Consider the following 25,509-nt stretch of genomic DNA (forward strand, 5'->3'; position numbering starts at 1 on the left):
AAATTGAGCGCGACGGCCGGAGCCGTCAGCGTCGTTTGACGAGATACTGGAACGTGAAGCCGGGGAACGCGAACACGATGAAGAGACTGAACGTGATCGCGTAGAACTGCCAGCCCTGTTCGAAGCGGTTGCCGGCGCGCGACTCGAGCCAGAAGCCGAGCGCGCCAACGATGAAGTACAGCACGATCAGCTCGCCGATCCGCACCCACCCGCTCTTCTTCGCCGTGCCGAACGGCACGACGGCGAAGAGGCGTTGGTTCAGGAACGGCAGGTTGGCGCAGACGAGCGCCAACAGCACGATAAACCAGCCGGCTGCCGACATTACAGCGGCAGCGTGTGACGAATTGCCTGCAGGCAAGCCGTCAGCAGCGGGCTCGGGATCAGGCCGAGCACGACGACCGCGAGGCCGTTCAGCACGAGGATCGTGCGCTTGCAGAAATCGCCCGAGATCGGCGTCGTATCCTGCGGTGCATCGAAGTACATCAGCTTCACGATGCGCAGGTAGTAGAACGCGCCGAACAGCGACGTGATCACGGCCAGCACGGCGAGCCACGTGAGGCCCGCGTTGACGGTCGCCTCGAGCACGGCGAGCTTCGCGTAGAAGCCGACGGTCGGCGGGATGCCGGCCAGCGAGAACATCATGACCATCATCACGAACGCGAACACCGGGCTGCGCTTGTTGAGGCCCTTGAAGTCGTCGATCGTGTCGGCTTCGAAATCGCGGCGTGCGAGCAGCATCACCACGCCGAACGAGCCGAGCGTCGTGATCAGGTAGACGATCGCGTAGAACATCGCCGAGCTGTAGGCATTCGCCGGTGCCGCCGCGTCGCCCTTCACGATGCCCGCGAGCAGGCCGAGCAGCACGAAGCCCATGTTCGAGATCGCCGAGTACGCGAGCATCCGCTTGATGTTGCGCTGGACGATACCGGTGATGTTGCCGACGATCAGCGACAGCGCGGCGAGGATCACGAGCGCGGTCTGCCAGTTCTGTGCGAGCGGCAGCAGGCCCATCACCAGGAAGCGCAGGCCCCACGCGAACGCGGCAACCTTCGGGCCGCCGCCGACGAACAGCGTCATCGCGGTCGGTGCGCCCTGGTAGACGTCCGGCACCCACATGTGGAACGGCACGGCGCCGAGCTTGAACGCGATACCGGCGACGATGAAGACCACGCCGAACATCAGCACGGCTGCGTCAGTGTTGCCGCTAACCGCCTTGTACACCTCGCCCAGCTCGAGCGAGCCGGTCGCGCCGTAGAGCATCGAGATGCCGTACAGCACGAAGCCCGACGCGAGCGCGCCCAGCACGTAGTACTTCATCGCGGCTTCGCTCGACTGCGCGGCATCGCGGCGCAGCGCGATGACGGCGTACAACGACAGCGACATCAGTTCGAGACCGAGGTACAGCGTCAGGAAGTTGTTGCCCGACACCATGACCAGCTGACCGAGCAGCGAGAACATGCCGAGCAGGAACACGTCACCGCGGAACATGTCGCGATCTTCGAGGTACTTGCGCGAATAGACGAGCGAGACCGCGAAACCGAACGACACGACAGCCTTCATCGTGCTCGCGAACGAGTCGACGACGACCATCTTCGAGAAGAAGTAGTACTGCTGCGGGTCGAGTGCCTGCACCGCGAACCACACTCCGGCTACGACCGACGAAACAACCGCGATCAGATAGGTCAGGCGGCGGCCGGAAGCACCGGTAAAGGTGTCGTTCAGCCATGCGACGACGATGGCAGCCATCACCAGCGCGTCAGGCAACAGGACATTCATAGGAGCGTTCATGATCTTGAGTTCCTCCGCTCGCGATTACTGCGCCAGCGGCAGTTTGGACTGCGCGACATGGGAGAGGAGGTTTTCCACGGAAACGTGCATCACGTCGGTGAAAGGCTTCGGATACAGGCCCATCAGCAGCGTGAACGCGGCGAGCACACCCAGCATCAGGAATTCGCGACGGCCGATGTCCTTCAGCTTGGCAACGTGATCGTTCGCGACCGCACCGAAGTACACGCGCTTGTACATCCACAGCGTGTAAGCCGCGCCGAGGATCAGCGTGAACGCCGCACCGAATGCGATCCAGAAGTTGTACTGGACGGCCGCGAGAATCACCATGAACTCGCCGACGAAACCCGACGTACCCGGCAGGCCGCAGTTGGCCATCGAGAACAGCATCGCGAAGGCCGCGAACTTCGGCATCACGTTGACGACGCCACCGTAATCGGCGATCTGGCGCGAGTGCACGCGGTCGTACAGCACGCCGATGCAGAGGAACATCGCGCCCGACACGAAGCCGTGCGAAATCATCTGGATGATCGCGCCTTCGACGCCGAGCTGGTTGAAGATGAAGAAGCCGAGCGTGACGAAGCCCATGTGCGCGATCGACGAATACGCGACCAGCTTCTTCATGTCGGCCTGCACCATCGCGACGAGGCCGATGTAGATCACCGCGATCAGCGACAGCGTGATCACGACCGGTGCCAGGAAGTGGCTCGCGTCAGGCGTGATCGGCAGCGAGAAGCGCAGGAAACCGTAGGCGCCGAGCTTCAGCATGATCGCAGCCAGCACGACCGAGCCGCCCGTCGGCGCTTCCACGTGCGCGTCCGGCAGCCACGTGTGCACCGGCCACATCGGCACCTTCACCGCAAACGCGAGGAAGAACGCGATGAACAGCAGGATCTGTGGCGTCATCGCGATCTTGGCGTTCTGCCACGTCGCGAGGTCGAACGAATGCGTTTCCGTGTACAGGTAAATCAGCGCGACCAGCATCAGCAGCGAACCGGCCAGCGTGTACAGGAAGAACTTGAATGCCGCATACACGCGGTTCGGGCCGCCCCACACGCCGATGATGATGTACATCGGGATCAGGGTCGCTTCGAAGAACACGTAGAACAGCAGGCCGTCGGCCGACGAGAACACACCGATCATGATCCCGGACAGGATCAGGAACGCCGCGAGGTACTGCGCGACGTTCTCGGTGATCACTTCCCATGCGGCGATCACGACGATCACCGTGATCAGCGCGGTCAGCACGACGAACCACATCGAGATGCCGTCGACGCCGAGGTGATACGCGATGTCGAAGCGCTCGATCCAGGTCGACTTCTCGACGAACTGCAGCGCAGCCGTGCTCGAATCGAAGCCCGTGATCAGCGGGATCGTGACCGCAAGGCCGAGCAGCGAACCGATCAGCGCGATCCAGCGGGCCGTCCCCGGATTTTTGTCATTACCCACCGCAAGCACGAGGAGGCCGAAAACGATCGGCAGCCAGATCGCGGTACTGAGAATCGGAAAAGCGTGCATTAAGTTGTCCCCCGCCTTATTTGCCGCCGAGCGTTACAAACAGGGTCAGGAGCCCCAGCATGCCGATGATCATGGCGAACGCGTAGTGATAGATGTAACCGGATTGGAGGAAGCGGATCACGCCGGCGAACCAGCCGATGAACCGGGCGCTGCCGTTGACGAGGCCGTCGATCACGACGACGTCACCTTCCTTCCACAGGCCGCGGCCGATCGCCACCGAACCACGGGCGAACACCACTTCGTTGATCTTGTCCATGTAGTACTTGTTGTCCAGCAGCGTGTAGATCGGGCCGAACGCGCGGCGGATCGACGCCGGCAGATCCGGACGCTTCAGGTACAGGAACCAGGCGACAACGACACCGGCGAGCGCGAGCCAGACCGGCAGGCCCGACACCGAGTGCAGGCCCATGCTCCACCAGTTGCCGAACTCATGGCCCATTTCCTCGAGCGCCGGATGGTTTTCACCGATGAAGATCACCTTGTCGAATGCCACGCCGTGCTGGAAGAAGTCGCCGAACAGCATCGGGCCGACCGCGATCGCACCGATGATCACCGACGGGATCGCCAGCAGGACGAGCGGCACCCACACGACCCACGGGGTCTCGTGCGGCTCGTGCGCGTGGTCGTCATGACCATGGCCATGACCGTGGTCGTCGTGGCCGTGCGCGGCCGCCATGCCCATCGGCGATTCCGGATGCTTCGGCTTGCGGAAGCGCTCTTCGCCGTGGAACACCAGGAAGTACATGCGGAATGAGTACAGCGCCGTGACGAACACGCTCGCGACAACCGCGAAGTAGGCGAAGCCCGAACCCGGCAGGTGCGACAGCTTCACCGCGTCGATGATCGAGTCCTTCGAGTAGAAGCCCGAGAAGAACGGCGTACCGATCAGCGCGAGCGAACCGACGAGCGACGTGATCCACGTGATCGGCATGTACTTGCGCAGGCCGCCCATGTTGCGGATGTCTTGGTCGTGGTGCATGCCCATGATGACCGAGCCGGCGCCGAGGAACAGCAGCGCCTTGAAGAACGCGTGCGTCATCAGGTGGAACAATGCGACCGGGTACGCGGACACGCCGAGCGCGACCGTCATGTAGCCGAGCTGCGACAGCGTCGAATACGCGACCACCCGCTTGATGTCGTTCTGGATGATGCCGAGGAAGCCCATGAACAGCGCCGTGATCGCGCCGATTACCGTGACGAACGACAGCGCGGTGTCCGACAGCTCGAACAGCGGCGACATGCGCGACACCATGAAGATGCCAGCCGTCACCATCGTCGCCGCGTGAATCAGCGCCGAGATCGGGGTCGGGCCTTCCATCGAGTCCGGCAGCCACACGTGCAGCGGGAACTGTGCCGACTTACCCATCGCGCCGATGAACAGGCAGATACAGGCCACGGTCAGCAGGCCCCAGTCGGTGCCCGGGAAATGCAGGCTCGCGAGTTCCGCGCGCTTCGCGAACACTTCGCCGTAGTTCATCGAGCCGGCGAATGCGAGCAGCAGGCCGATGCCGAGCAGGAAGCCGAAGTCGCCCACGCGGTTCACGAGGAACGCCTTCATGTTCGCGTAGATCGCGCTCTCACGCGTGAAGTAGAAGCCGATCAGCAGGTACGACACCAGACCCACCGCTTCCCAGCCGAAGAACAGCTGCAGGAAGTTGTTGCTCATCACGAGCATCAGCATCGAGAACGTGAACAGCGAGATGTACGAGAAGAAGCGCTGGTAGCCGTCTTCTTCCGCCATGTAGCCGATCGTGTAGATGTGCACCATCAGCGAGACGAAGGTCACGACGACCATCATCATCGCGGTCAGCGAATCGACGAGGAAGCCGACTTCGAGCTTCAGCGAGCCGACGTTCATCCATTCATAGACGGTCGCGTTGAAGCTCGCGCCGCCCATCACGTCGAAGAAGACTTTCGCCGACAGGAGGAACGCGATCATTACGCCGAGGATCGTGATCCGGTGTGCGCCCTTGCGCCCGACTGCGTTCCCGAACAGCCCCGCAATCAGCGAGCCGGCCAGCGGAGCGAGCGGAATCGCCAGCAGCAGGTTTTCATTGAGTGTCGTTGACATAACAGCGTAGCCTGAAATTAACCTTTGAGCTGATCGAGATCCTCGACATTGATCGTGTCGAGCTTACGGAACAGGGTCACCAGAATCGCGAGACCGATCGCGGCTTCCGCTGCGGCGACCGTCAGCACGAAGAACACGAAGATCTGGCCGTGCACATCGCCGAGGTAGTGCGAGAACGCGACGAAGTTGGTATTCACCGCCAGCAGCATCAGTTCAATCGACATCAGGATGATGATGACGTTGCGGCGGTTCAGGAAGATCCCGACGATCGCGATCGCAAAGAGGATCGCGCCGAGCACGAGGTAGTGAGCAAGAGTCAGCATGGTTTTCTTTTCCTCCGCTTAGCCGTTGGTGCCCGAACCGGCTTCGCTCTGCGCCGCTTCCGGCTGCGGCTTTTCCGCTTCCATCTTCACGAGGCGCACGCGGTCGTTGCGTTGCACCTTGACCTGATCCGACACGCGCTGGCGCTTGCTGTCCTTGCCCTTGCGCTCGGTCAGCCCGATCGCGGCAATGATCGCGACCAGCAGCACGAGGCCGGCGATTTCAAACGCGAAGATGTAGTCGGTGTAGATCACCTTGCCGATCAGTCGCGTGTTCGACCAGTTGGCCATCTCGCCCGTCGCCATCGCGTGGACGGTCTGCGTGTCGCCGTAGCCGCGCCACAGGATCAGCGCGGTTTCGATCACGATGATCGCGCCGACCACGGTCGCCATCGGAACGAAGCGCTTGAAGTCGCGGCGCAGGTAGTCGATGTTGATGTCCAGCATCATCACGACGAACAGGAACAGCACCATCACGGCGCCCACGTAGACCAGCACCAGCAGGATCGCGAGGAACTCCGCTTCCAGCAGCATCCAGATCGCGGCGGCGTTGAAGAACGCCAGCACAAGGAAAAGCGCAGACGCCACCGGGTTGCGCGAAGTGATCACCTTCAGCCCTGATACCACCAGGAGCAGCGCGAAGATGTAGAACAGTACGGTCGTGAATTCCATGATTACCGGTTCATCGTTAGGCCATAGTCAGGCGCGGCTTGCGGGACGCTCTCGCGTGCCGCACCCGTCGCGGCGGCTCGGCCCTGGCTTCGGGCCGGCACTGCAAACACAATCAACGATACGGCGCGTCGGCAGCCTTCGCCGCGGCGATGTCCTTCTCGTAGCGATCGCCCACCGCGAGCAGCATTTCCTTCGTGAAATACAGGTCGCCGCGCTTTTCGCCGTGGTACTCGAGAATCTGAGTCTCGACGATCGAATCGACCGGGCAGCTTTCTTCGCAGAAACCGCAGAAGATGCACTTCGTCAGGTCGATGTCGTAGCGCGTCGTGCGGCGCGTGTTGTCCGCGCGCGTTTCCGATTCGATCGTGATCGCCATCGCGGGGCACACGGCCTCGCACAGCTTGCACGCGATGCAGCGCTCTTCGCCGTTTTCATAGCGGCGCAGTGCATGCAGCCCGCGGAAACGCGGCGAGATCGGGGTCTTCTCTTCCGGGAACTGCACGGTGACCTTGCGCTTGAACGTGTAACGACCGGTCAGCGCGAGCCCCTTCAGCAGCTCGGTCAGGAAGAAAGTCTTAAAGAAGTGTTGGATAGCCGTCATGATTTCGTCCTTACTTCACCCAGATGTTCAGCGGCGACATCATCCAGCAGCCGACCACGACCACCCAGATCACCGTGACCGGCAGGAACACCTTCCAGCCGAGACGCATGATCTGGTCGTAACGGTAGCGCGGGAACGTCGCGCGGACCCAGATGAATACCGACAGCAGTGCGAAGACCTTCAGCACCAGCCAGAAGATGCCCGGGATGAACGACAGGAATTCGAACGGTGCATCCCAGCCGCCGAGGAACAGCGTCGCAGCCAGCGCCGAGATCACGATCATGTTGATGTACTCGGCGAGGAAGAACAGCGCGAACGCCATGCCCGAGTAGTCGATCATGTGACCGGCAACGATTTCCGACTCCCCTTCCACCACGTCGAACGGGTGACGGTTCGTTTCGGCGATGCCCGAGATGAAGTAGACGACGAACGCGGGCAGGAGCGGCAGCCAGTTCCACGACAGGAAGTTCACGCCGTGGCCCGCGAAGAAGCCATGCTGCTGCGAGTTGACGATTTCCGACATGTTCAGGCTGCCGGCCGTCATCAACACGAGAACCAGCGCGAAGCCCATCGAGATTTCGTACGAGACCATCTGCGCCGCGGCGCGCATCGCGCCGAGGAACGCGTACTTCGAGTTCGACGCCCAGCCCGCGAGGATCACCGCGTACACGCCGATCGACGAGATCGCCATCGCGTACAGCAGGCCCGCGTTGATGTTCGCGAGCACGGCCTGAGCCTGGAACGGGATCACGGCCCACACGGCGAACGCCGGCACGACGGTCATCACCGGCGCGATCAGGTACAGCCAGCGGCTGGCGGCGCTCGGCTGAATGACTTCCTTCAGCAGCAGCTTCAGCACGTCGGCGATCGGCTGCAGCAGGCCGCCGGGGCCGACGCGGTTCGGGCCGAGACGCACGTGCATCCAGCCGATCAGCTTGCGTTCCCACAGAATCAGGTACGCGACGCACAGCAGGATGACGACGGAGACGACGAGGATGCGCACGATTGCCCACACCGTCGGCCAAGCGAAGCCGAGAAGCTGGGACCCGCCCGCGTTGATCGTATCGAACAAGCTCATTTACGCCTTCTCCACCACCAGTTCACCGGACAGGCTACCGAGCGCTGCGCCGGCAGGCGTCGCCGCCGACACGCGAACGACGGTCTCCGCAAGATTCGCGTCGCGCACGGCCGGCAACTGCACCGCACGCTCGCCCTGGCGCACGCGCACCGCGTCGCCTTCCTTCAAGCCCAGCTTGTCGAACAGCGCGGCCGGCAGGGCTGCAGCATTCGCCGCCTTCGCAGCAGCCGTCAGGTGCAGCGCACCTGCACGGCGCACGAGCGCGTCGGCGTGATAGATCGGCACATCGGCCAGACGCTCGAAACCGCCGTTCGCGGCGTTCGCCGCGGCGCGCACCGGTGCGACCGACGTCTGGTTCGACAGGCGGCCCGCGACGCCGGCGTCGCCGAGCGCCGCGAGACGCACTTCTTCCGACGTCTCGTATTCGAAGTTCGGCAGGCCGAGCAGGCTGCCGAGCACGCGCAGCACCTTCCAGCCCGGACGCGTGTCGCCGAGCGGGCGCACGACGCCGTTGAAGCTCTGCACGGTGCCTTCTGCGTTCACGTACGTACCGGCTGTTTCCGTGAACGGCGCGATCGGCAGCAGCACGTCGGCGTAGTCGAGGCCGTGCTTGAACGGCGACATCACGACGACCATTTCCGCCTGGTTCAGCGCGGCCAGTGCCTGTGCCGGATCAGCGGTGTCGAATTCCGGCTCGACGTTCAGCAGCACGTAGCCCTTGCGCGGCTGCGCGAACGCTTCGCGTGCGTTCAGGCCGCCTGCGCCCGGCAGCGCGCCGACGACGTGCGCGCCGACCGTGTTCGCCGCTTCCGTCAGGAAACCGAACGTGGCGCCGGTGTTGTCGGCGATCCACTGCGCAACGGCGTGCAGCTTCGCGAATTCCGGATGGCGGACTGCGACGTTGCCGAGCAGCACCGCGCGACGTTCGCCGTTCGCGAGCGACTGGGCGACAGCCTGCGCGGCCGGCGATGCGGCAACGCCTGCCAACGTGTCGGGCAGCGCGACGCCGCGCAGTTGCGCGACGGCCGCGGCGATGCCGGCCAGTTGGTCGAGCCATGCCGACGGCGCGGCAACGATGCGCTGCGCGGTCGGGATCAGTGCATCGTCACCGGTCGCGTGCAGGAAGTGCAGCTTCGCACCGTTCTTCGCGGCCTGACGCAGGCGGGCGGCAAACAGCGGGTGGTCGCGGCGCAGGAACGAACCGACGACGAACGCGGCGTCCACGTTCGACAGGTCGGCGATCGGCATGCCGAGCCACGGTGCGCCCTGGGCCGGCGCCGAGAAATCCTGCTGACGCAGACGGAAATCGACGTTCGGCGTCTTCAGTTCGTTGGCGAGCTGCTTCACGAGGAACAGCTCTTCAGCGGTGCTGTGCGCGCTCGCGAGCATCGCCAGCGCGTTCGCGCCGTGATCCTCGGCGATGCCCTTCAGGCCCTTCGCGACGTATTCGAGCGCAGTCTGCCAGTCGGTTTCGATCCACTGGCCGCCCTGCTTCAGCATCGGCTTCGTCAGGCGCTCTTCGCTGTTGAGGCCTTCGTACGAGAAGCGGTCCTTGTCGGAGATCCAGCATTCGTTGATGGCTTCGTTCTCGAACGGCAGCACGCGCATCACGCGGTTGTTCTTCACCTGCACGACGAGGTTCGCGCCGACGGAATCGTGCGGGCTCACCGACTTGCGGCGCGACAGTTCCCACGTACGGGCGCTGTAGCGGAACGGCTTGCTGGTCAGCGCGCCGACCGGGCACAGGTCGATCATGTTGCCCGACATTTCGGAATCGACCGTCTTGCCGACGAACGTCGTGATTTCCGAGTGCTCGCCGCGGCCCAGCATGCCGAACTCCATCACGCCGGCGATTTCCTGGCCGAAGCGGACGCAGCGCGTGCAGTGGATGCAGCGCGACATTTCTTCCATCGAGATCAGCGGGCCCACGTTCTTGTGGAACACCACGCGCTTCTCTTCCGAGTAGCGCGACGACGACTTGCCGTAGCCGACCGCCAGATCCTGCAGCTGGCATTCGCCGCCCTGATCGCAGATCGGGCAGTCGAGCGGGTGGTTGATGAGGAGGAATTCCATCACCGACTGCTGCGCCTTCACGGCCTTGTCGGATTGCGTATGGACGATCATGCCGGCCGACACGGGGGTCGCGCAGGCAGGCACGGCCTTCGGCATCTTCTCGACTTCGACGAGACACATCCGGCAGTTGGCCGCAACCGACAGTTTCTTGTGATAGCAGAAGTGAGGAATGTACGTATCCGCCTTGTGCGCAGCCTGGATCACCATGCTGCCTTCGGGCACCTCGACCTTCTTGCCGTCTATTTCAAGTTCAACCATGATGGTGAATGGTCCTTAACCTATTTCCGCCCGTTCGCGCCTTCGCCCGACCGTGCGCTCAAATTCCGCAACCGGGTTCGCTTCAGGCCGCAGCCGCGTGCGCGTGGCCGCCGACCATGCAGTGCTTGTGCTCGACGTGGTACGCGAATTCGTCCCAGTAGTGCTTGAGCATCCCGCGTACCGGCATCGCCGCCGCATCGCCGAGTGCACAGATCGTGCGGCCCATGATGTTCTCGGTCACCGAGTTCAGCAGGTCCAGATCTTCCTGGCGCCCTTCGCCGTGCTCGATACGGTTCACGACGCGATACAGCCAGCCGGTGCCTTCACGGCACGGCGTGCACTGGCCGCACGATTCCTCGTAATAGAAGTACGACAGGCGCAGCAGCGAGCGCACCATGCAACGCGTCTCGTCCATCACGATCACCGCGCCGGAACCGAGCATCGAGCCGGCCTTCGCGATCGAATCGTAGTCGAGATCCGTCTGCATCATGATGTCGCCCGGGATCACCGGCGCCGACGAACCGCCCGGAATCACGGCCTTGATCTTCTTGCCGCCGCGCATCCCGCCGGCGAGCTCCATCAGCGTCGCGAACGGCGTGCCGAGCGGCACTTCGTAGTTGCCCGGACGCTCGACGTCGCCCGATACCGAGAAGATCTTCGTGCCGCCGTTGTTCGGCTTGCCGATCTCGAGGTAATTCTGCGGCCCGATGGACAGCAGGAACGGCACCGCGGCGAACGTCTCGGTGTTGTTGATCGTGGTCGGCTTGCCGTACACGCCGAAGCTCGCCGGGAACGGCGGCTTGAAGCGCGGCTGGCCCTTCTTGCCTTCGAGCGACTCGAGCAGCGCCGTTTCCTCACCGCAGATGTACGCGCCGTAACCATGGTGCGCGTGCAGCTCGAACGAGAATTCCGAGCCCATGATGTGGTCGCCGAGGAACCCGGCCGCGCGCGCTTCATCGAGCGCGGCTTCGAAGCGTCGATACACTTCGAAGATTTCGCCGTGGATGTAGTTGTAGCCGACGGTGATGCCCATCGCGTACGCGCCGATGGCCATGCCTTCGATCAGCGCGTGCGGGTTCCAGCGCAGGATGTCGCGATCCTTGAACGTGCCCGGCTCGCCTTCGTCCGAGTTGCAGACGAGGTACTTCTGCCCCGGGAACTGGCGCGGCATGAAGCTCCACTTCAGGCCGGTCGGGAAGCCCGCACCGCCGCGGCCGCGCAGGCCCGACGCCTTCACGTCGGCGATCACCTGCTCGGGCGGAATCTTTTCTTCGAGAATGCGGCGCAGCTGCTTGTAGCCGCCGCGCGCAACGTAATCTTCGAGATGCCAGTTCTCGCCGTTCAGACCAGCGAGGATCAGCGGTTTGATGTGACGGTCGTGGAGGGACGTCATTTCGAGAGCTCCTCAAGCAGCTGGTCGATCTTCTCGCGGCTCATGAAGCTGCACATTCTGTGATTGTTCACCAGCAGCACCGGCGCATCGCCGCACGAGCCCATGCATTCGCCTTCCTTCAGCGTGAACTTGCCGTCGGGCGTGGTCTCGCCGAAGCCGATGCCGAGCTTCTGTTTCAGGTAGTCGGCAGTCGCTTCCGCGCCACCGTGCGGGCCGAGCTGGCACGGCAGGTTCGTACAGAGCGTGATCTTGTGCTTGCCGACCGGGTTGAGCTCGTACATCGTGTAGAACGTCGCGACTTCCTGCACGGCAACGGCCGGCATGCCGAGATAGTCCGCGACGAACTGCATCAGTTCGGGCGACAGCCAGCCGTGCTCTTCCTGAGCAACGGCCAACGCCGACATCACGGCGGACTGTTTCTGATCGGCGGGATACTTCGTCAACGCTCGATCGATTTCCTTCAGGCCTTCAGCTGAGATCATTTTCAGACACGACTCTTTCAATTCCTACCGAACGAACAACCTGCCGCACACTGGGGTGCATGGACGGCAGACCTGGCGCTCACTCTGTTGACAGCTTGCGAAGCCGCGCCGGTTCAGCGCGCAACGCGTGTGACTGACTGCTCACCGCCCGCTCGCGCGGGCGGCGCAACCATTAGCGATCGATTTCGCCGAACACGATGTCCTGCGTACCGATGATCGTGACGGCGTCGGCGATCATGTGACCGCGCGCCATTTCGTCGAGCGACGCCAGGTGAGCGAAACCCGGTGCGCGAATCTTGAGGCGATACGGCTTGTTGGCACCGTCCGACACGAGGTAGATGCCGAATTCACCCTTCGGATGCTCGACCGCCGCGTACGCTTCGCCTTCCGGCACATGGAAACCTTCGGTGAAGAGCTTGAAGTGGTGAATCAAGTCTTCCATGTTGGTCTTCATGCCGACGCGCGACGGCGGTGCAACCTTGTGATTGTCCGTCATCACCGGGCCCTGATTCTTGCGGAGCCACTCAATACACTGTTTCGCGATGCGGATCGACTGGCGCATTTCTTCGACGCGCACCAGATAGCGGTCGTAGCAATCGCCGTTCACGCCGACCGGCACGTCGAAGTCCATGCGATCGTACACTTCGTACGGCTGCTTCTTGCGCAGATCCCACGCGATACCCGAGCCGCGCAGCATCGGGCCCGTCAGGCCCATCTGCAGCGCACGTTCCGGGCTGACCACGCCGATCCCGACCAGACGCTGCTTCCAGATCCGGTTGTCGGTGAGCAGCGTTTCGTACTCGTCGACGCACTTCGGGAAGCGCGTGAAGAAGTCGTCGATGAAGTCGAGCACCGAGCCGCTGCGCGCTTCGTTCATCTTCGCGAGCGCCTTCTCGTTGCGAATCTTCGACGCCTTGTATTGCGGCATTGCGTCAGGCAGGTCGCGGTAGACGCCGCCCGGACGGTAGTACGCCGCGTGCATCCGGGCGCCGGACACCGCTTCGTACACGTCCATCAGGTCTTCGCGTTCGCGGAAGGCGTACAGGAACACGGCCATCGCGCCAACGTCGAGTGCGTGCGCGCCGATCCACATCAGGTGGTTCAGCACGCGCGTGATCTCGTCGAACAACACGCGGATGTACTGCGCGCGCTCCGGCACTTCGATGCCGAGCAGCTTTTCGATCGCGAGCACGTAGCCGTGCTCGTTGACCATCATCGACACGTAGTCGAGACGATCCATGTACGGCACGGACTGGATGAAAGTTTTGGATTCCGCGAGCTTTTCCGTCGCGCGGTGCAGCAGGCCGATGTGCGGATCGGCACGCTGGATGACTTCGCCGTCGAGCTCGAGCACGAGGCGCAGCACGCCGTGCGCTGCCGGGTGCTGCGGGCCGAAGTTGAGCGTGTAGTTCTTGATTTCTGCCATGACGCCCCCTTAATGTTTCAGACCGCCATAGCGATCCTCGCGGATCACGCGCGGCGTGATTTCGCGCGGCTCGATCGTCACCGGCTGGTACACGACCCGCTTCTCTTCCGGGTCGTAACGCATTTCGACATAGCCCGACACCGGGAAGTCCTTGCGGAACGGGTGACCGATGAAGCCGTAGTCGGTGAGGATGCGGCGCAGGTCGGGGTGGCCTTCGAACACGATGCCGTACAGGTCGAACGCTTCACGCTCGTACCAGTTCGCGGAGGTCCAGATGTCGACCAGCGATGCCACGATCGGCAGGTCGTCGTCCGGTGCGAATGCGCGCAGGCGCAGACGCCAGTTGTTCGTGACCGACAGCAGGTGCGACACGGCCGCGAAACGCGGGCCGTCGTAGGCGCCGTCGCCGAAGGTCTGGTAGTCGACGCCGCAGAGGTCGATCAGTTGCTCGAAACGGAGCTTCGGATCGTCGCGCAGCATCTTTGCGACTTCGAGGTAATCGCTCGCCTTCACGACGAGCGTCAGTTCACCGATCGCTTCGGTGAGGCTCACCACGCGCGCGCCGAGCGCGGCTTCGAGGTTTGCCTTGAGGGTCTCGATTTTGCTTGCCATATTGAGGGGACGCTCGGGGCTTTATTGACGGGCGATGGTATTGGTGCGGCGGATCTTCGCCTGAAGCTGGATCACGCCGTAGACCAGCGCCTCGGCCGTGGGCGGACAGCCCGGCACGTAGACGTCGACGGGCACGATCCGGTCGCAGCCGCGGACCACCGAGTACGAGTAGTGATAGTAGCCACCACCGTTCGCGCACGACCCCATCGAGATCACCCAGCGCGGCTCGGCCATCTGGTCGTACACGCGGCGCAGCGCGGGCGCCATCTTGTTGCAGAGCGTGCCGGCGACGATCATCACGTCCGACTGGCGCGGGCTCGGGCGGAACACGACGCCGAACCGGTCCAGGTCGTAACGGGCCGCACCCGCATGCATCATTTCGACGGCGCAACACGCGAGCCCGAACGTCATCGGCCACAGCGAGCCGGTACGCGTCCAGTTGATCAGCTTGTCAGCCGTCGTGGTGACAAACCCTTCCTTCAAGACCCCTTCGATACTCATTTGCTTTCCACTCCAGACGAGCGACCGAGCGTGGCCGCTCATGCAAACCGGCGATTAACCCATCACTCCCAATCGAGGCCGCCTTTCTTCCAGATATAGGCAAAGCCCAGCAGGAATTCGAGCAGAAAAATCATCATTGCGATGAAACCCGGCCAGCCGATATCCCGGAGCGCGACGCCCCACGGGAACAGGAATGCGGTTTCGAGATCGAAGATGATGAACAGGATGGCGACGAGGTAATACCGGACGTCGAATTTCATCCGGGCGTCTTCAAAGGCTTCGAAGCCGCACTCGTACGGTGCGTTCTTCTCGACGTCCGGCTTGTTGGGACCAAGGAGCTTGCCGATGCTGACCAGCGCTATACCTAAACCAGTGCCCACGAGGAGGAACAACAAGACGGGGTAATAGGCTGCGAGGTTCAAGGCAATCCTCTATCGGTTGGTTCTGAGCGTCCGGAGAATACCACTATCCGGCGGAAGGAATCATTTCGGAGTGCAGGCGATCGCAAGACAACCGCAAGCACACCCCAGAAATGAAAAATGCCAGCCACTAGAAGCGGCTGGCATTGAGTAACTTTGGTGCCGACGGCGAGACTCGAACTCGCACAGCTTTCGCCACTACCCCCTCAAGATAGCGTGTCTACCAATTTCACCACGTCGGCACTGCATGCAACCGGGGTTGTAACTACTTGTTTCCCGCGAATCGCTTCAAGAATTAAATTCTAACCCGACTTCCAGAATTGTTCAACGCACAAACGCAAAAAATTTAACTTTTTATTTCGGGACGTCCTGGCCCGGCGCGCTCGCGGCCGAGCCTGCGGCAGCGGATGCCGCGACGGCCGGTACCGACGCTGCAGGCGCCGATGCCGGTGCGGTCGCAACCCCACCCAGCACGCCTGCCGACGGCGTCGACTTGTACGAACCGAGGTACGTCAGCGCGAGCGTCGCGATGAAGAAGATCGTCGCGAGAATGCCCGTCGTACGCGACAGGAAGTTCGCCGAGCCCGTTGCACCGAACAGGCTGCCCGATGCGCCGCTGCCGAATGCAGCGCCCATGTCGGCACCCTTGCCGTGCTGCAGCAGCACGAGACCAATCACACCGAGTGCAGACAGCACCTGCACCACAATAATCAGCGTCTTGAATAACAGCATCACACCCACCCGAATGGATCGGGCGACCGGAACGACCGGCCGCCGTCATGGTTCAATTCGATCGCAGACCGCTCAGCGCGCGGCCCGGCAGATCGCCAGGAAATCCTCTGCCTTCAGCGACGCGCCGCCGATCAGGCCACCGTCGATATCCGGCTGCGCAAACAGCTCTTCCGCGTTGTCCGGCTTCACGCTGCCGCCGTACAGCACGGACACGTCCGCCGCGCCCTTTGCCGCGAGACGCGCACGCAGGAACGCGTGCACGTCCTGTGCCTGCGCCGACGTCGCGCTCTTGCCCGTACCGATCGCCCAGACCGGTTCGTACGCGACGACGATGCGCACAGCCTCGTCGGCCGTCAGCACGGCCAGCACTGCGTCGAGCTGCGCACCGACCACCTGCTCGGTCGCACCCGACTCGCGCTCGCCGAGCGTCTCACCGACGCACACGACCGGCGTGAGCCCCGCCGCGAGCGCGCGCTGCGTCTTCGCCGCGACCGTCTCGTTGCTTTCGCCGTGATACGCGCGGCGCTCCGAGTGACCGACGATCGCATAGCGTGCACCGAACTCCGCGACCATCGCCGCCGCCACTTCGCCGGTGAACGCGCCCTGCTCGTGCGCCGATACGTCTTGCGCACCGCAGGCGACACGGCCGCCGTCGAGCTGCGCCTGAACCTGCGCGAGATACGGGAACGGCACGCACACACCGACCGACGTTTCGGCAGCTACCGCGCCCACGCCCTGCACCACTTCGTTCAGCAACACCTGGTTGCCGGCCAGCCGGCCGTGCATCTTCCAGTTGCCGATCACACGCTTAGTTCTCTGTTTCGACATCGTGTCTGTCTCGTCACCGCTTGGTCATTAACGCGCCGGAAACCGGCCGTCAGGTTTGATCTGGCGAAGCAAACCGGCGATTTTACTGCGCGCGACTTGAACCGGTCAAACCGCGCATGTCAAGCCCGGCCGCACGGGCCGTCAGGCGTTCGTACCCCAATCGAGCACGATCTTGCCGGTGTGCTCGCTGCTTTCCATCAGCGCGTGCGCCTGCGCGGCTTCCGCAGCCGGCAATACGCGATAGATCACCGGCTTGATGCGACCATCGGCAATCAGCGGCCACACGCGCGCCTTCAGTTGCGCGGCGATCTGCGCCTTGAACTCGACCGGACGCGGGCGCAGCGTCGAACCCGTGATCGTCAGCCGGCGACGCAGGATCTCGCCCAGGTTGACGTCGGCCTTCGCGCCGCCGAGCAGCGCAATCAGCACGAGACGGCCGCCATCCGCGAGCGCGGACAGTTCGCGCGGCACGTACGAGCCCGCCACCATGTCGAGGATCACGTCGACGCCGCGATCGTGCGTCAGCGACTTCACGACCTCGACGAAGTCTTCCGTCTTGTAGTTGATCGCGCGCTCGGCGCCGAGCGCCTCGCACGCGCGGCACTTGTCGGCGGTGCCGGCCGTCGCGAACACGCGAAAGCCGAGCGCATGCGCGATCTGGATCGCCGTCACGCCGATGCCGCTCGAGCCGCCCTGCACGAGCAGCGTCTCGTGCTCGCCGCCCTCGCCCGCGCCGAGCTGCGCACGGTCGAACACGTTGCTCCACACGGTGAAAAACGTTTCGGGCAGCGACGCGGCCTCGATATCGGTGAGCCCGTCAGGCACCGGCAGGCACTGCGGCAGCGGCGCCACCGCGTACTCGGCATAACCACCGCCCGCGAGCAGCGCGCACACTCGATCGCCCAGTTTCAGGCCGAACGGGTTCAGCGCGACGTCGGACAGGTCGCCGCCGACGATCTCACCCGCGACCTCGAGGCCCGGCAGATCCGACGCACCCGGCGGCGGCGCATAAGCCCCCTTGCGCTGGAACACGTCGGGCCGGTTCACGCCGGAAGCCGCCACCTTGATCAGCACTTCGCCGCGCTTCGGTTCGGGGCGCGGACGCTCCGCGAGCTTCAGCACGTCGGGGGCGCCGAATTCGGTGATTTCGATGGCTTTCATGGTGAGGGTCGCTCCGGGATCAGGATCGGAATCGGATGGTGCGCCCGCACGTGGCACGGGCGCCTTGCCGGCGCTGCTGCGCCGCACAACGATGCTACAGAAAAAACGGCCGGCACGCTTTCGCACTGCCGGCCGTTGGTCCGCCTGCCCGCTTACTGCTGCGGCGGCGTATCCGACTGCGACGCCGCCGCTGCTTCATTCAGCAGCGCCTTCGCCGACAGACGCACGCGACCCTTTTCGTCCGTCTGGATGACCTTGACCTTCACTTGTTGGCCTTCCTTCAGGTAGTCGTTGATGTCCTTCACACGCTCGTTGACGATTTCCGAGATGTGCAGCAGGCCATCCTTGCCCGGCAGCAGGTTCACGATCGCGCCGAAATCCAGCAGCTTCAGAACCGTGCCTTCGTACACCTGGCCGACTTCGATCTCTGCCGTGATGTTCTCGATGCGCTTCTTCGCTTCGGCCATGCCGTCGCTGTTCGTGCTCGCGATCGTCACGACGCCGTCGTCCGAGATGTCGATGGTCGTGCCGGTTTCTTCCGTCAGCGCACGGATCACCGAACCGCCCTTGCCGATCACGTCGCGGATCTTTTCCGGGTTGATCTTGATCGTGATCATGCGCGGCGCGAATTCCGACAGTTGCGTGTTCGCACCCGAGACCGCCGACGTCATCTTGCCGAGGATGTGCATGCGGCCTTCCTTCGCCTGCGCGAGCGCGACCTGCATGATTTCCTTCGTGATGCCCTGGATCTTGATGTCCATCTGCAGCGCCGTCACGCCTTGCTCCGTGCCGGCCACCTTGAAGTCCATGTCGCCGAGGTGATCTTCGTCGCCGAGGATGTCGGTCAGCACCGCGAACTTGTTGCCTTCGAGGATCAGGCCCATCGCGATGCCCGCGACGTGCGCCTTCATCGGCACGCCGGCATCCATCAGTGCGAGGCAGCCGCCGCACACCGATGCCATCGACGACGAACCGTTCGATTCGGTGATTTCCGACACGACGCGGATCGAGTAGCCGAATTCGTCAGCGCTCGGCAGGCACTTGACCAGCGCGCGCTTCGCGAGGCGGCCGTGGCCGATTTCGCGGCGCTTCGGCGAGCCGACGCGGCCCGTTTCGCCGGTCGCGAACGGGGGCATGTTGTAGTGGAGCATGAAGCGCTCGCGGTACTCGCCTTCGAGCGCGTCGATGATCTGCTCATCACCCTTCGTGCCGAGCGTCGCGACGACCAGCGCCTGCGTTTCGCCGCGCGTGAACAGCGCCGAGCCGTGGGTACGCGGCAGCACGCCGGTGCGGATCTCGATCGGGCGCACGGTGCGCGTGTCGCGGCCGTCGATGCGCGGCTCGCCGTTCAGGATCTGCGAACGGACGATCTTCGCCTCGATGTCGAACAGCACGTTGCCGACGGTGGCCTTGTCGGCCGCTGCCGTACCGGCTGCCTGCGCGTCTTCCTCGAGCTTCGCCGAGGTCGCCGAGTAGACTTCCTTCAGCTTCGTCGAGCGAGCCTGCTTGTCACGGAGCTGGTAAGCGGCGAGCAGGTCGTTCTGTGCCAGTTCGGTCACGCGTGCGATCAGCGCCTCGTTCTTCGGCGCCGGCTGCCAGTCCCACTCGGGCTTGCCGCCTTCGCGCACCAGTTCGTGGATCGCGTCGATCGCGACTTGCATCTGCTCGTGACCGAACACCACCGCGCCCAGCATCACTTCTTCCGACAGCTGGTCGGCTTCCGATTCGACCATCAGCACCGCGCGTTCCGTACCCGCCACGACGAGATCGAGGCTCGATGCCTTGATCTGGTCACGCGTCGGGTTCAGCACGTAGGCGTTGTCGATGTACGCGACGCGCGCGGCACCGACCGGGCCGTTGAACGGCAGGCCCGACACGGCGAGCGCAGCCGATGCGCCGATCAGCGCGGGGATGTCCGCCGGGATTTCCGGGTTCACGGACAGCACGTGGATCACGACCTGGACTTCGTTGTAGAAGCCTTCCGGGAACAGCGGGCGCAGCGGACGGTCGATCAGGCGCGACGTCAGCGTCTCATGCTCCGACGGACGGCCTTCGCGGCGGAAGAAGCCGCCCGGGATCTTGCCGGCCGAGTAGGTCTTTTCGAGGTAATCGACGGTCAGCGGGAAGAAGTCCTGGCCCGGCTTCGCCGTCTTCGCGCCGACGACGGTTGCCAGCACGACGGTGTCTTCGACGTCGACGATCACCGCACCGCTCGCCTGGCGAGCGACTTCACCGGTTTCGAGGCGCACCTTGTGCTGGCCCCACTGGAATTCCTTCACGACCTTGTTGAACATGGACATGGTTGCTCCTTTGAATTCATGCATTTCATTCGCCGCGCCGGCCATCCGGCACGGCGGCGTCCCGACCGAATCACCCGGAGCAAGGTGTGTTTTTTATGCCATTCCAGCGCGGCGCTCGTACAGCGACGCGCTGGAATGACACAAATCCTGCCCCGGTATCAGTCGTTGCGGCAGCCCCGCACTAACGTGCCGGACAGCCTGCGATGCGCGTGACGCTACGCATCGCGCAAAAACAAAATGCCTGTATCAGCGGACTGACACAGGCATCTTGCTGGCGACAATCGCCTCGATTACTTACGCAGACCCAGCTTCTCGATCAGCGCGCGGTAACGGTCGGCATCCTTGCCCTTGAGGTAGTCGAGCAGCTTGCGGCGGCGGCTCACCATGCGCAGCAGACCGCGGCGGCTGTGGTGATCCTTCGCGTGGGTCTTGAAGTGACCCGTCAGTTCGACGATACGTGCGGTCAGCAGTGCGACCTGAACTTCGGGCGACCCCGTGTCGTTGGTAGCACGGGCGAACTGAGCAACGACTTCCGACTTCTTGATATCTGCAACAGACATGTGATTTCCTTTCTAACTGAACAGGCGGACACGGAAGAATGGCCGTGCCGTGACTTACAACCGGCGGGCATTGTAGCACAACTCCACGCCTTTCTTACCGCCCCCTGTCACGGGCGCGTCATCGAGCATGTCAACGGCATCTCCGTGCGCTGCGCCGGCACCGCCAGCACCGTCCGGAAGCCGTATCCCGACCCCTCGTTGTCGAAGCGCACGCCCGGCGTGCCGGCCTTGTCCATCTCCATCACGTAAAGGGGCTGGATCAACTGATGATCCTGCGCGCGCATTCGCGACGCATGGAAGCCGTCGTCGAACGACAGGCCTTCGAGCGCCCGTGCGACCGCGACGGGGTCGGCCGAACCCGCGCGGTTCATCGCGGCGGCCAGCATCTCGATCATCAGGCTCATCCGCCGCACCGGATAGTCGTCCTGGGCAGCTGGAAAACGGTTCCGGAACGCGCGGTAGAACGCATCGGATTTCACGCCGCCCGCGTTCGGGTGCCAGTCCGCCACGGCCACGACCCGCCCCACGCCGGCGTCGCCGAGTGCGGCCGGCGCGCCGAGGCTGTTGCCATAGAACGTATAGAACTTCGCATTCAGCCCCTGCTCGCGCGCCGCCTTCACGAGCAGCGTGAGGTCGTTGCCCCAGTTGCCGGTCACGACGGCGTCGGCGCCGCTCGCGCGAATCTTCGCGATGTACGGCGAGAAATCCTTGATCCGGCCGATCGGGTGGAATTCATCACCGGCGATCGTCACGTCCGGGCGCCGCGCGGCCAGCGCCTGCCGTGCGAGCGTACTGACGTCGTGGCCGAAGCTGTAGTCCTGGTTCAGGAGGTAGACCTTGCGCAGCGCGCGGTCGCGCGCCATCACGTCCGCGAGCGCGGCCATCCGCATACCCGCATGCGCATCGAAGCGGAAATGCCAGAAACTGCAGCGCGCGCCGGTCAGCGCCGGATCGTCGGCCGAATAGTTGAGGAACAGCATCCGGTTGTCCGGATCGCGCGCATTCAGCTTGTCGAGCGCCGCGACGAGCGCGGCCGCCACGGCCGAGCTGTTGCCCTGCGCGACGAAGCCGATATGCCGGTCGGCGGCCGCGCGCAACTGCACGAGCGCCTCCTCCGGGCTGCCCTTGCTGTCGAGCACGACGAGTTCGAGCGGATGCGCGCCGTCGCGCAGCTTCACGCCGCCCGCGGCGTTGACCTGCTCGACGCCGAAGCGCAGGTTGCGCTCGACCGCCGCGCCCGCATTCGCGAACGGGCCAGACATCCCTTCGATCAGCGCGACCCGCACCGGCTCGCCGCCGGCAAATGCCGACGACGCCAGCATCCACCCCGCGCTCAACACGAGCGCGCATCGCTTCCACCCCTGCATCGGCCACCTGCCCTTCAATCTGCCCGAGAAGCGCGGATCATAGGCCGGCGCCCCTGCCGCCCGCAAGCGCAACCGCACCGGCGATCCGCACCGATTTATTTCAAGCGATGCGCGGCCGCCCTCCGTCCGTGATAAAACGGGAATTGTTTCCGTGTTCTGGAGAATCCCCATGCGCATTCGCATTTCCGCGCGCCTGCCGGTGCTGCTTGCCGGCGCCGCCGCGCTGCTGGCCGGTTGCGCGCAACCGTGGCAGCAATACCAGGCCGGCCAGGACGAGTCGGCGATCGTCGCACGCATGGGACCGCCGCGCGAGATCTACGACCTGCCCGGCGGCGGCAAGCGCCTGATGTGGCCGACCCAGCCGATGGGCGAGATCACCGTCGCGGCCGACGTCGACGCGGCCCACAAGATCGTCAACGTGCGTCAGGTCCTGCAACCGAGCGAGTTCTATCGCGCGGAGATCGGCAAATGGACGAAGACCGACGTCCTCGTCAACTTCGGACGCCCCGTCGAGACGTCCTACTTCCCGCTGATGAAGCGCGAGGTGTGGACCTACCGGTATCTCGAGGACAACGTCTGGTACATGATGTACAGCTTCTACTTCGATCCGCAGGGCATTCTGCGCATCACGCAGAAAACGCCCGACCCGCTGCACGATCCCGATCGCCGCAACCTGTTCTGACCGATTACGCATTTACGCGCAATTTTCACAATGGCCATTCACGAATCACCGCGTGAATGGCCATTTCATTTTTCCGTCTTCCTATTAATTCGGCAAATGCGACGGAAATCTTTTCCGATCGATGACATTCCGGTGGCAATCCGCTGACATCCCCGTCATACGGGCCTTCGCGTGGAAACAGGCACGCGCGGTGCATGTCATGCAGTGGATTGGTGCATGCAATGCACTACGCCAAACCAATTTGAAACAAATTGTTTCAACACCCCCGAAGCGCTAGGGCATACCCCTAATATCAGTCGAAATTCAACCTTTCAATTTAGAAAGAATACGATTGCGTCATTACCGCCGATATCCATTTGCCTTTATCACAAAGGAGTCCTCATGAATCGCCCCAAGAGCATGCTGGTTGCCAACATCGCCTGGGCCCGCGAAACGCGTGAACACACGCCCGGCTTCTTCGACGCGCTCGCACGCGGCCAGAATCCGCGTGTGCTGTGGATCGGCTGCGCCGACAGCCGCGTGCCGGCCGAAACCATCACGCACTGCGCACCCGGCGAGTTGTTCGTCCATCGCAACATCGCGAACCTGTTCCATCCCGACGACGACAACTCCGCCAGCGTGCTCGAGTACGCGGTGCGTGTGCTGCAGGTCGACCACGTGATCGTGTGCGGGCATTACGGGTGCGGCGGCGTACGCGCGTCGCTGCTGCCGCCGCCGACCGACCTGCCGCACGTCGCACGCCGCATCGCGCCGCTGTGCGCGCTCGCGCGGCGCCATCGCGACGCGCTGGACGGGCTCGACGACACGGCCGCCGCCGACCGCCTCGCCGAACTCAACGTGCTCGAACAGGTACGACTGCTGCGCGCGTCCCCGATCGTGCGGGGCCGCGAACGGCCGCCGCTCGTGCACGGCTGGATCTTTTCGCTCGCCGACGGCCGCCTGCAGGAACTCGATTCCGGCTACACCACGCCGCCCGTCGACGTCGAACCGGCGCAGGCCGCGACGGCCGACGCGCTCGGCTGACCCACCCCGCCCCCAAAGCCAATGAAATCGCCCCAACCATGAAACTGAACGAGCGCCTGTCCACCCTGCCGCGCGACATCGTCGCCGGCGTCGTCGTTTTCCTCGTCGCGCTGCCGCTGTGTCTCGGTATCGCCAATGCATCCGGCGTCGAACCGTTTGCCGGGCTCGTGTCCGGCATCGTCGGCGGCATCGTCGTCGCGCTGCTGAGCGGGTCGTCGCTGTCCGTCAGCGGGCCGGCCGCCGGCCTCGTCGTGATCGTCGTCGAAGGAATCGCACAACTCGGCAGCTTCTCCGCGTTCCTGCTCGCGGTGCTGCTGTCCGGCGTGCTGCAGTTCGGGTTCGGCATGCTGCGCGCCGGCCGCTTCGCCGCCTACGTACCGTCGCCCGTCATCAAGGGCATGCTCGCCGCGATCGGCCTGCTGCTGGTCGTGAAGCAGATTCCGTTCGCGTTCGGTATCGGCGGCTCGGCCGCGCAATCGTTTGCGAACTGGCCGGGCCTGCCGGTTGCATGGGCCGCCACGGCCATCGCGCTTGCGTCGCTCGCGCTGCTGATCGCGTGGGACACGCCTGCACTGCGCCGCTTCGCGCTGGTGCGCTCGGTACCGGCGCCGCTCGCGGTCGTCGTGCTCGGGATCGGCGCGACGCTCGTGCTGGGCTTCGTCGCGCCGGCCGTTGCGCCGGGCGCCTCCCATCGGGTGACGCTGCCCGAGCTCGGATCGTTCGCGGCGTTTGCGGCATCGCTCAAGCATGCGGAACTCGGCCCGAACTTCGCGCAGCTCGTCAATCCGGACGTGTGGCGCGTCGCGATCACGCTCGCAGTCGTCGCGAGCCTCGAGACCCTGCTGAGCCTCGAAGCCGTCGAGCAGATCGATCCGAAGCGCCGGCCGACCCAGCCCGACCGCGAGCTCAAGGCCCAAGGCGTCGGCAATCTCGTCGCGGGTGCGTTCGGCGGGCTGCCGATCACGTCGGTGATCGTGCGCAGCTCGGTGAACGTCAACGCGGGCGCGCAAAGCCGGATGTCGGCGATCGTGCACGGGATGCTGCTGCTCGCGAGCGTGTTCGCGCTCACCGGCCTGATCAACCTGATCCCGCTCGCGAGCCTGGCCGCGATCCTGATCCACACCGGCTTCAAGCTTGCGAAACCGGCGCTGTTCCGCTCGGTGATGAAACAGGGGCCGGCCGCGTTCGTGCCGTTCGCCGCGACGATCGCCGGCGTGCTCGCGGTCGACCTGCTGTTCGGCATCGCGCTCGGCCTCGCGTGCAGTGTGCTGGCAGTCGCCGTCGCGAACCTGAAAAGCCCTGTCACGCTCGCGCAGCACGACGACCACTACCTGCTGTCGTTCCGCAAGGACGTATCGTTTCTCGGCAAGGTGCAGGTCAAGCATCACCTGCGGCACATTCCGGACCGGGCCGCAGTGATCATCGACGCGACACGCGCCGACTACATCGATCACGACGTGCTCGAACTGCTCGACGCGTTCGTCACCGATGCGCCGCGGCGCGGAATCACGGTCGAGTTCCGCCGACGCAGCCCGGCGCCCCGCCCGGCCGGCCGACGCTGGATGTTCCGCGCGCCGGCCGCCGAGTGAGCGGCGCATGAAAAAACGCCCCGGCGGCAGGGCCGCACGGGGCGTTTCGGTGATGCCA

Annotated in this window: 24 protein-coding genes and 1 tRNA gene; 3 read left to right on the forward strand and 22 right to left on the reverse strand. The window is 64.1% G+C overall.

Going from position 1 to position 25,509, the window contains the following annotated elements; all coding sequences use genetic code 11:
* Window positions 1-25 precede the first annotated feature (25 nt).
* The 22 genes from HAV18_RS23725 to HAV18_RS23835 form a co-directional block, all read right to left on the reverse strand.
* Entirely contained in the window at window positions 26-322 is a 297-nt protein-coding gene (locus HAV18_RS23725) for a DUF2818 family protein (protein WP_011352690.1), read from the reverse strand.
* The gene (gene nuoN / locus HAV18_RS23730) at window positions 322-1,776 is read right to left on the reverse strand and encodes an NADH-quinone oxidoreductase subunit NuoN (protein WP_208102115.1); all 1,455 of its coding nucleotides are present in this window, start codon (window positions 1,774-1,776) and stop codon (window positions 322-324) included. Before nuoN ends, HAV18_RS23725 begins: the two co-directional genes overlap by 1 nt.
* A gap of 36 nt (window positions 1,777-1,812) precedes the next feature.
* Window positions 1,813-3,303 (reverse strand): NADH-quinone oxidoreductase subunit M, encoded by a 1,491-nt coding sequence (locus HAV18_RS23735; RefSeq protein ID WP_166960639.1) that lies wholly within the window; start codon window positions 3,301-3,303, stop codon window positions 1,813-1,815.
* A 16-nt stretch (window positions 3,304-3,319) separates the two neighbouring features.
* The gene (gene nuoL, locus HAV18_RS23740; protein WP_166960642.1) at window positions 3,320-5,374 is read right to left on the reverse strand and encodes an NADH-quinone oxidoreductase subunit L; all 2,055 of its coding nucleotides are present in this window, start codon (window positions 5,372-5,374) and stop codon (window positions 3,320-3,322) included.
* Window positions 5,375-5,391: 17 nt separating this feature from the next.
* The gene (nuoK, locus tag HAV18_RS23745; RefSeq protein WP_006478272.1) at window positions 5,392-5,697 is read right to left on the reverse strand and encodes an NADH-quinone oxidoreductase subunit NuoK; all 306 of its coding nucleotides are present in this window, start codon (window positions 5,695-5,697) and stop codon (window positions 5,392-5,394) included.
* A gap of 18 nt (window positions 5,698-5,715) precedes the next feature.
* Window positions 5,716-6,366: an NADH-quinone oxidoreductase subunit J gene (locus HAV18_RS23750; RefSeq protein ID WP_166960645.1), complete on the reverse strand. Its 651-nt coding sequence runs from the start codon at window positions 6,364-6,366 to the stop codon at window positions 5,716-5,718.
* Window positions 6,367-6,478: 112 nt separating this feature from the next.
* Entirely contained in the window at window positions 6,479-6,967 is a 489-nt protein-coding gene (gene nuoI, locus HAV18_RS23755; RefSeq protein ID WP_014896508.1) for an NADH-quinone oxidoreductase subunit NuoI, read from the reverse strand.
* A 10-nt stretch (window positions 6,968-6,977) separates the two neighbouring features.
* Window positions 6,978-8,045: an NADH-quinone oxidoreductase subunit NuoH gene (gene nuoH / locus HAV18_RS23760; RefSeq protein WP_166960648.1), complete on the reverse strand. Its 1,068-nt coding sequence runs from the start codon at window positions 8,043-8,045 to the stop codon at window positions 6,978-6,980.
* The gene (gene nuoG / locus HAV18_RS23765; protein ID WP_166960651.1) at window positions 8,046-10,376 is read right to left on the reverse strand and encodes an NADH-quinone oxidoreductase subunit NuoG; all 2,331 of its coding nucleotides are present in this window, start codon (window positions 10,374-10,376) and stop codon (window positions 8,046-8,048) included. It lies immediately after the preceding gene.
* An 82-nt stretch (window positions 10,377-10,458) separates the two neighbouring features.
* Window positions 10,459-11,769 (reverse strand): NADH-quinone oxidoreductase subunit NuoF, encoded by a 1,311-nt coding sequence (gene nuoF, locus HAV18_RS23770; RefSeq protein ID WP_166960654.1) that lies wholly within the window; start codon window positions 11,767-11,769, stop codon window positions 10,459-10,461.
* Window positions 11,766-12,251: an NADH-quinone oxidoreductase subunit NuoE gene (gene nuoE, locus HAV18_RS23775; RefSeq protein ID WP_006756903.1), complete on the reverse strand. Its 486-nt coding sequence runs from the start codon at window positions 12,249-12,251 to the stop codon at window positions 11,766-11,768. Before nuoE ends, nuoF begins: the two co-directional genes overlap by 4 nt.
* A 172-nt stretch (window positions 12,252-12,423) precedes the next feature.
* Window positions 12,424-13,677: an NADH-quinone oxidoreductase subunit D gene (locus HAV18_RS23780; RefSeq protein WP_043188847.1), complete on the reverse strand. Its 1,254-nt coding sequence runs from the start codon at window positions 13,675-13,677 to the stop codon at window positions 12,424-12,426.
* Window positions 13,678-13,686: 9 nt separating this feature from the next.
* Window positions 13,687-14,289 carry an NADH-quinone oxidoreductase subunit C gene (locus tag HAV18_RS23785; RefSeq protein ID WP_043188849.1) on the reverse strand — a complete coding sequence of 201 codons (603 nt, stop codon included), beginning with the start codon at window positions 14,287-14,289 and terminating at the stop codon, window positions 13,687-13,689.
* A gap of 21 nt (window positions 14,290-14,310) precedes the next feature.
* Window positions 14,311-14,790, reverse strand: coding sequence for an NADH-quinone oxidoreductase subunit B family protein (locus tag HAV18_RS23790; protein ID WP_006398799.1), 480 nt, complete (start codon window positions 14,788-14,790; stop codon window positions 14,311-14,313).
* A 62-nt stretch (window positions 14,791-14,852) separates the two neighbouring features.
* Entirely contained in the window at window positions 14,853-15,212 is a 360-nt protein-coding gene (locus HAV18_RS23795) for an NADH-quinone oxidoreductase subunit A (RefSeq protein WP_006398798.1), read from the reverse strand.
* A gap of 154 nt (window positions 15,213-15,366) precedes the next feature.
* A tRNA-Leu gene (locus HAV18_RS23800) sits at window positions 15,367-15,451 on the reverse strand.
* A 112-nt stretch (window positions 15,452-15,563) separates the two neighbouring features.
* Window positions 15,564-15,941: a preprotein translocase subunit SecG gene (secG, locus tag HAV18_RS23805; RefSeq protein WP_166960657.1), complete on the reverse strand. Its 378-nt coding sequence runs from the start codon at window positions 15,939-15,941 to the stop codon at window positions 15,564-15,566.
* A gap of 72 nt (window positions 15,942-16,013) precedes the next feature.
* Window positions 16,014-16,769: a triose-phosphate isomerase gene (tpiA, locus tag HAV18_RS23810; protein ID WP_166960660.1), complete on the reverse strand. Its 756-nt coding sequence runs from the start codon at window positions 16,767-16,769 to the stop codon at window positions 16,014-16,016.
* 141 nt (window positions 16,770-16,910) lie between these two features.
* Window positions 16,911-17,930, reverse strand: a complete 1,020-nt coding sequence (locus HAV18_RS23815; RefSeq protein ID WP_166960663.1) for an NAD(P)H-quinone oxidoreductase — start codon at window positions 17,928-17,930, stop codon at window positions 16,911-16,913.
* A gap of 152 nt (window positions 17,931-18,082) precedes the next feature.
* Window positions 18,083-20,230, reverse strand: coding sequence for a polyribonucleotide nucleotidyltransferase (gene pnp / locus HAV18_RS23820; RefSeq protein ID WP_166960666.1), 2,148 nt, complete (start codon window positions 20,228-20,230; stop codon window positions 18,083-18,085).
* A gap of 290 nt (window positions 20,231-20,520) precedes the next feature.
* Window positions 20,521-20,790 (reverse strand): 30S ribosomal protein S15, encoded by a 270-nt coding sequence (gene rpsO, locus HAV18_RS23830; protein WP_043188860.1) that lies wholly within the window; start codon window positions 20,788-20,790, stop codon window positions 20,521-20,523.
* A gap of 107 nt (window positions 20,791-20,897) precedes the next feature.
* Window positions 20,898-22,157 (reverse strand): branched-chain amino acid ABC transporter substrate-binding protein, encoded by a 1,260-nt coding sequence (locus HAV18_RS23835; protein WP_166960672.1) that lies wholly within the window; start codon window positions 22,155-22,157, stop codon window positions 20,898-20,900.
* A gap of 169 nt (window positions 22,158-22,326) precedes the next feature.
* Here HAV18_RS23835 and HAV18_RS23840 point away from each other — a divergent pair, with 169 nt between their 5' ends.
* The 3 genes from HAV18_RS23840 (at window position 22,327) to HAV18_RS23850 (ending at window position 25,451) form a co-directional block, all read left to right on the forward strand.
* Entirely contained in the window at window positions 22,327-22,839 is a 513-nt protein-coding gene (locus tag HAV18_RS23840) for a hypothetical protein (RefSeq protein ID WP_122945904.1), read from the forward strand.
* A gap of 381 nt (window positions 22,840-23,220) precedes the next feature.
* The gene (locus HAV18_RS40405; RefSeq protein WP_166960675.1) at window positions 23,221-23,862 is read left to right on the forward strand and encodes a carbonic anhydrase; all 642 of its coding nucleotides are present in this window, start codon (window positions 23,221-23,223) and stop codon (window positions 23,860-23,862) included.
* A gap of 38 nt (window positions 23,863-23,900) precedes the next feature.
* Window positions 23,901-25,451, forward strand: a complete 1,551-nt coding sequence (locus tag HAV18_RS23850; RefSeq protein WP_166960678.1) for a SulP family inorganic anion transporter — start codon at window positions 23,901-23,903, stop codon at window positions 25,449-25,451.
* Window positions 25,452-25,509 lie beyond the last annotated feature (58 nt).

The sequence above is a fragment of the Burkholderia sp. D-99 genome, from assembly GCF_011605345.1.
Lineage (GTDB): Bacteria > Pseudomonadota > Gammaproteobacteria > Burkholderiales > Burkholderiaceae > Burkholderia.

Coding starts and splice junctions, on each gene's coding strand:
- HAV18_RS23725 (WP_011352690.1), bottom strand. CDS start 322: ATGTCGGCAGCCGGCTGGTTTATCGTGCTGTTGGCGCTCGTCTGCGCC.
- nuoN (WP_208102115.1), bottom strand. CDS start 1,776: ATGAATGTCCTGTTGCCTGACGCGCTGGTGATGGCTGCCATCGTCGTC.
- HAV18_RS23735 (WP_166960639.1), bottom strand. CDS start 3,303: ATGCACGCTTTTCCGATTCTCAGTACCGCGATCTGGCTGCCGATCGTT.
- nuoL (WP_166960642.1), bottom strand. CDS start 5,374: ATGTCAACGACACTCAATGAAAACCTGCTGCTGGCGATTCCGCTCGCT.
- nuoK (WP_006478272.1), bottom strand. CDS start 5,697: ATGCTGACTCTTGCTCACTACCTCGTGCTCGGCGCGATCCTCTTTGCG.
- HAV18_RS23750 (WP_166960645.1), bottom strand. CDS start 6,366: ATGGAATTCACGACCGTACTGTTCTACATCTTCGCGCTGCTCCTGGTG.
- nuoI (WP_014896508.1), bottom strand. CDS start 6,967: ATGACGGCTATCCAACACTTCTTTAAGACTTTCTTCCTGACCGAGCTG.
- nuoH (WP_166960648.1), bottom strand. CDS start 8,045: ATGAGCTTGTTCGATACGATCAACGCGGGCGGGTCCCAGCTTCTCGGC.
- nuoG (WP_166960651.1), bottom strand. CDS start 10,376: ATGGTTGAACTTGAAATAGACGGCAAGAAGGTCGAGGTGCCCGAAGGC.
- nuoF (WP_166960654.1), bottom strand. CDS start 11,769: ATGACGTCCCTCCACGACCGTCACATCAAACCGCTGATCCTCGCTGGT.
- nuoE (WP_006756903.1), bottom strand. CDS start 12,251: ATGATCTCAGCTGAAGGCCTGAAGGAAATCGATCGAGCGTTGACGAAG.
- HAV18_RS23780 (WP_043188847.1), bottom strand. CDS start 13,677: ATGGCAGAAATCAAGAACTACACGCTCAACTTCGGCCCGCAGCACCCG.
- HAV18_RS23785 (WP_043188849.1), bottom strand. CDS start 14,289: ATGGCAAGCAAAATCGAGACCCTCAAGGCAAACCTCGAAGCCGCGCTC.
- HAV18_RS23790 (WP_006398799.1), bottom strand. CDS start 14,790: ATGAGTATCGAAGGGGTCTTGAAGGAAGGGTTTGTCACCACGACGGCT.
- secG (WP_166960657.1), bottom strand. CDS start 15,941: ATGCTGTTATTCAAGACGCTGATTATTGTGGTGCAGGTGCTGTCTGCA.
- tpiA (WP_166960660.1), bottom strand. CDS start 16,769: ATGTCGAAACAGAGAACTAAGCGTGTGATCGGCAACTGGAAGATGCAC.
- HAV18_RS23815 (WP_166960663.1), bottom strand. CDS start 17,930: ATGAAAGCCATCGAAATCACCGAATTCGGCGCCCCCGACGTGCTGAAG.
- pnp (WP_166960666.1), bottom strand. CDS start 20,230: ATGTCCATGTTCAACAAGGTCGTGAAGGAATTCCAGTGGGGCCAGCAC.
- rpsO (WP_043188860.1), bottom strand. CDS start 20,790: ATGTCTGTTGCAGATATCAAGAAGTCGGAAGTCGTTGCTCAGTTCGCC.
- HAV18_RS23835 (WP_166960672.1), bottom strand. CDS start 22,157: ATGCAGGGGTGGAAGCGATGCGCGCTCGTGTTGAGCGCGGGGTGGATG.
- HAV18_RS23840 (WP_122945904.1), top strand. CDS start 22,327: ATGCGCATTCGCATTTCCGCGCGCCTGCCGGTGCTGCTTGCCGGCGCC.
- HAV18_RS40405 (WP_166960675.1), top strand. CDS start 23,221: ATGAATCGCCCCAAGAGCATGCTGGTTGCCAACATCGCCTGGGCCCGC.
- HAV18_RS23850 (WP_166960678.1), top strand. CDS start 23,901: ATGAAACTGAACGAGCGCCTGTCCACCCTGCCGCGCGACATCGTCGCC.